Genomic DNA, 3,819 nt, shown 5'->3' with positions numbered 1-3,819 from the left:
ATCCACACCGAACCCGGAAGGCCCTCACCCGTTCAAGCAGTCTCAGCCGAGACCTGCATCACCCGTCCACAACCTCCCGGGGCAATACACCTAGAGCGTGTCCGGCGGGTCACACGGCCGACTTCACCCCCAGCGACCTTCCAGGACACCCTTTACTGCGTCATGGAAGTCGTGCCGCAGTGACCTGATCTGATTCCACCAGCGCTCTCGGTCTTCCAGTAAGGGAGATCTTCCCAACTGGAAGGTAACGGCCGGTACCCGGCACGCCACGAGAATTCTGACCGCCAGGCGGTATATCTCTTCAGGCCCTACCGCTTCGATAGAGTGCACACACTCGTGAACCTCGTCAAAAGCGGACAGAACATCTTCAACAATAGGATCGGGAGCCAAGAGGGTTCGCCGAAACTGCGCCAACGAGTTCTGCAGAAGCCTGTACTCGGCACGACGCGCTTCAGCCAGCCAACGCGCGCGCTCCGCTTCCTCCTGCTTGCGCACAAGTTCCATGGCATTGCGGTGGCTGGCCTCTGCCGCTTCCAATACGTTGCGGTGGTTGGCAGCGGCGATCTCCAAAGCAGTCCGGTGGGACGCCTCGACCTGACGTAGGGCGGTGCGCATCTGCCAGCGACCCAAGAGCACGCTCACGGGGATCCCTGCGAGGGCCAGGATTGCGGCAACGCCCGTTGCTTCCATGACAAGAATCATCGCTGATGCGATCCGTCCTCGTGTGCAGTTGCCGGAACACCCCCCCCCTGTTTCGATTGCCGCGCCTACGCCTTGGCCGCTCCACGGTGATCTGGGTAAGCCCATGCCGGAGAGTCCAAGCACCTGATCCGCCGGACAGACCCATAAAGCAACTGCATTGGCCGAGGAAGGCCCCCGCCCAGCGCAGTTCGGCGGCCACCGCGCGCACGCCCACGCGCGCGGGGACGGCCGACGGGGGCAGCGGGCGGGTCCAGGAGTCGTCGCTTCCGGGCAGGTCGAGGGCCTGGGCGACCGCGGCGGCGATCCGTTCGCGGCCGAGCGGACCGGCGTGCAGCCGGTCGGCGCTCCACAGCCGGGGGTCGGTGACGACCGGGTGGTGCGAGGTCTCGACGACCGTGACGTCGTGTCGGCTCGCGGCCTCGCGGATGCGGTCGTTGAGGTCCCGTACCCGGGACCCGAGCGGACGGGCCGCCGGGATCAGCCGGCCGACGTCCGGGAACGTGAGGGTCGCGACCCGGGCGCCCTGCCCGGTCAGCGCGGCGAACATCGCCTCCAGGTGCCCGGCCGTCTCGTCCGCGTCGAAGCGGGGCCGCAGCAGGTCGTTGACCCCGGCGACGACCGTGGCCAGGTCCGGCCGCAGCGCGAGCGCCGGGGCCAGCTGATCGGCGCGCACCTGGCCCGCGAGGCGCCCGCGCACGGCCAGGTTGGCGTACCGCGCGTCCGGGTTGTCGCGGGCGAGCAGCTCGGCGAGCCGATCCGCCCAGCCGCGCAGGCCGACGGTGTCGTCGCCGTCGCCGACCCCTTCGGTCTGACTGTCGCCCAGAGCGACGTACCGCAGAAACGTGCCGTCCGACATCAGGCCTCCGCCTCCCCCCGCACCTTACTCACTTTTTTGACTATACAACTCAACCCCCACCGTCCGATCGGAGCGTGCCAGGAGGGGCGAACCCGGGCCCCACGCCCACCCGCCGCCTATCCTTCGACGCATGCCCCTCCCCCTCCGAGACCGCCCCGGCGGCCGCCTGCCGCCGCGGACCGCCGACGCCCTCGTCGCGGGCGTCGTGCTGGTCGTCGTGGCGCTCTGGACGCTGATCTCCGCGCGGTACGCGAGTGAGCCGCCGCTCCGCACGGCGCTCGGCTGGGCACTCATCCTGATCGGCTGCGGGGCCCTCGTCTTCCGGCGGCGGCAACCGGTCGTCGTCGCCGCCGTCACCCTGCTCGCCTGTGTCGTCTACTACCCGCTGTCCGCCCAGGACGGCCCCCTGATGATCGCCTTCGCGCTCGCGCTCTACACCACCGCCGCCGAGGGCCGGTTCGCCGCCGCCATCGCGCTCGCCGCCGTCACCCTGCTCGCGGTCGGCCTCGGCGAGGTCCGGCAGCAGCCCGGCCACCGGCAGATCGACGACACCTCGCTCGCGATGCTGGCCGGCTGGCTGATCAGCCTCGTCGCCGTGGGCCGCGCCCAGCGGACCCGGCTGGCGTATCTGCACGAGGTCGAGCAGCGGGCGCTCGCCGCCGAGCGGGAGCAGGAGGCCCGGGCCCGGCAGGGCGCCACCGAGGAACGGCTGCGGATCGCCCGGGAGCTGCACGACATCCTCGGCCACAGCGTGTCCCTGATCAACGTCCAGGCCGGTGCCGCGCTGCACCGGCTGAGCAAGAATCCGGCGCCCGAGGCCGGGCTCGCCACCGCCGCCGAGGCCCTGAAGGCGGTGAAGTCCACCAGCAAGGACGCGTTGCGCGAACTGCGGGCCACGCTCGGCGTGCTGCGCCGGGCCGACGAGGCCACGCCGACGTCCCCGGCCTCCGGGCTCGCCCTGCTCGGCGAGCTCGCGGAACGGGCCCGGAGCGCGGGACTCGACGTCCGTACGAGCGTCACGGGCACGCCCGTACCACTGCCGCCGCCGGTCGACCTCGCCGCGTACCGGATCGTGCAGGAGTCGCTGACGAACGTGACCCGGCACGCGGGGGCCCGCACCGTACAGATCACCCTCGACTGGGACGCGGCCATGAGGGCGGACGGCCCACGCGACACGGACGCGGACGCGCGCACACGTACGCACGCGGGCACGCGCGCGCTGCGGCTGCGCATCGCCGACGACGGCGGGGGCGCGCCCGAGAGCGGGTCGGGGGACGGGTCCGGGGGCAGCGGCATCCGCGGCATGGCGGAACGGGCCCGCGCGCTCGGCGGCGAGCTGACCGCCCGGAACGCCGACGGCGGCTTCCTCGTCGACGCCCGGCTCCCGCTCACGCCACCCACGACCGCACCCGACACCCCGCCCACCACACCCGACGCGCCCGCAGCACCCGCGTCCGAAGGGGACCCCCGATGATCCGTGTCGTGCTCGCCGACGACCAGACCCTGGTCCGGGCGGGTTTCCGGTCGATCCTGTCCGACGAGGACGACATCGAGGTCGTCGGCGAGGCCGGTGACGGCGAGCAGGCGATCACCCTCGCCCGTGAACTCCGCCCGGACGTGGTCCTGATGGACATCCGCATGCCGGTCCTCGACGGCATCGAAGCCACCCGCCGCCTCACCTCCGACGAGCGGCTCGAAGGCGTCCGGGTGGTCGTCCTGACCACCTTCGACGCCGACGACCACGTGTACGGGGCGCTGCGCGCCGGCGCGTCGGGCTTCCTGGTCAAGGACACCGAGCCGATGGAACTCCTCCACGCGGTACGCGTGGTGGCGCGCGGCGACGCCCTGATCGCTCCCGCCGTGACCCGCCGCCTCATCGCCGAGTTCGCCGAGCGCGCCGGCGGCGCCGGGCGGCAGCCGGACCCGGGCCCCCGTCTGAACGCCCTCACCGAGCGGGAGCGCGAGGTGCTCGGCCTGGTCGGCGCGGGACTCTCCAACGACGAGATCGCCGGCCGGCTCGTCCTCTCCCCAGCCACGGCCAAGACCCACGTCAGCCGGATCATGACCAAGCTGGCCGTACGCGACCGGGCGCAGCTGGTCATCCTGGCGTACGAGTCGGGGATGATCACCCCCGGCTGGCTGGCCTGACTGCCTGCCCCCTAGGGGCAACGCCGTTCAGTTAGGGCGGGGGTCGGGGCGTCAAGGGCTGCTCGTGAGCATGGTGATGCTGATGGTGGCTTTGTAGGTGGTCCGGTCGATGG

The 3,819-nt window shown here is 71.8% G+C and carries 2 protein-coding genes and 1 pseudogene; 2 read left to right on the top strand and 1 reads right to left on the bottom strand.

Annotated elements, in window-relative coordinates; translation table 11 throughout:
• Positions 1–861 precede the first annotated feature (861 nt).
• Positions 862–1,558, bottom strand: a pseudogene (locus ACWFR1_RS40005) (SGNH/GDSL hydrolase family protein); the annotation flags it as partial.
• A gap of 130 nt (positions 1,559–1,688) precedes the next feature.
• On the opposite strand from ACWFR1_RS40005, the gene ACWFR1_RS40000 reads away from it, so the two are divergent.
• Positions 1,689–3,032: a sensor histidine kinase gene (locus tag ACWFR1_RS40000; protein ID WP_453560923.1), complete on the top strand. Its 1,344-nt coding sequence runs from the start codon at positions 1,689–1,691 to the stop codon at positions 3,030–3,032.
• Positions 3,029–3,706, top strand: coding sequence for a response regulator (locus tag ACWFR1_RS39995; protein WP_453560921.1), 678 nt, complete (start codon positions 3,029–3,031; stop codon positions 3,704–3,706). The genes ACWFR1_RS40000 and ACWFR1_RS39995 overlap by 4 nt, the downstream gene beginning before the upstream one ends.
• Positions 3,707–3,819: the final 113 nt, after the last annotated feature.

The sequence above is a fragment of the Streptomyces sp. NPDC055103 genome (genome assembly GCF_053607625.1).
The sequence above is the reverse complement of the archived record's forward strand: the minus strand, read 5'-3'. Positions and strand labels throughout refer to the sequence as shown.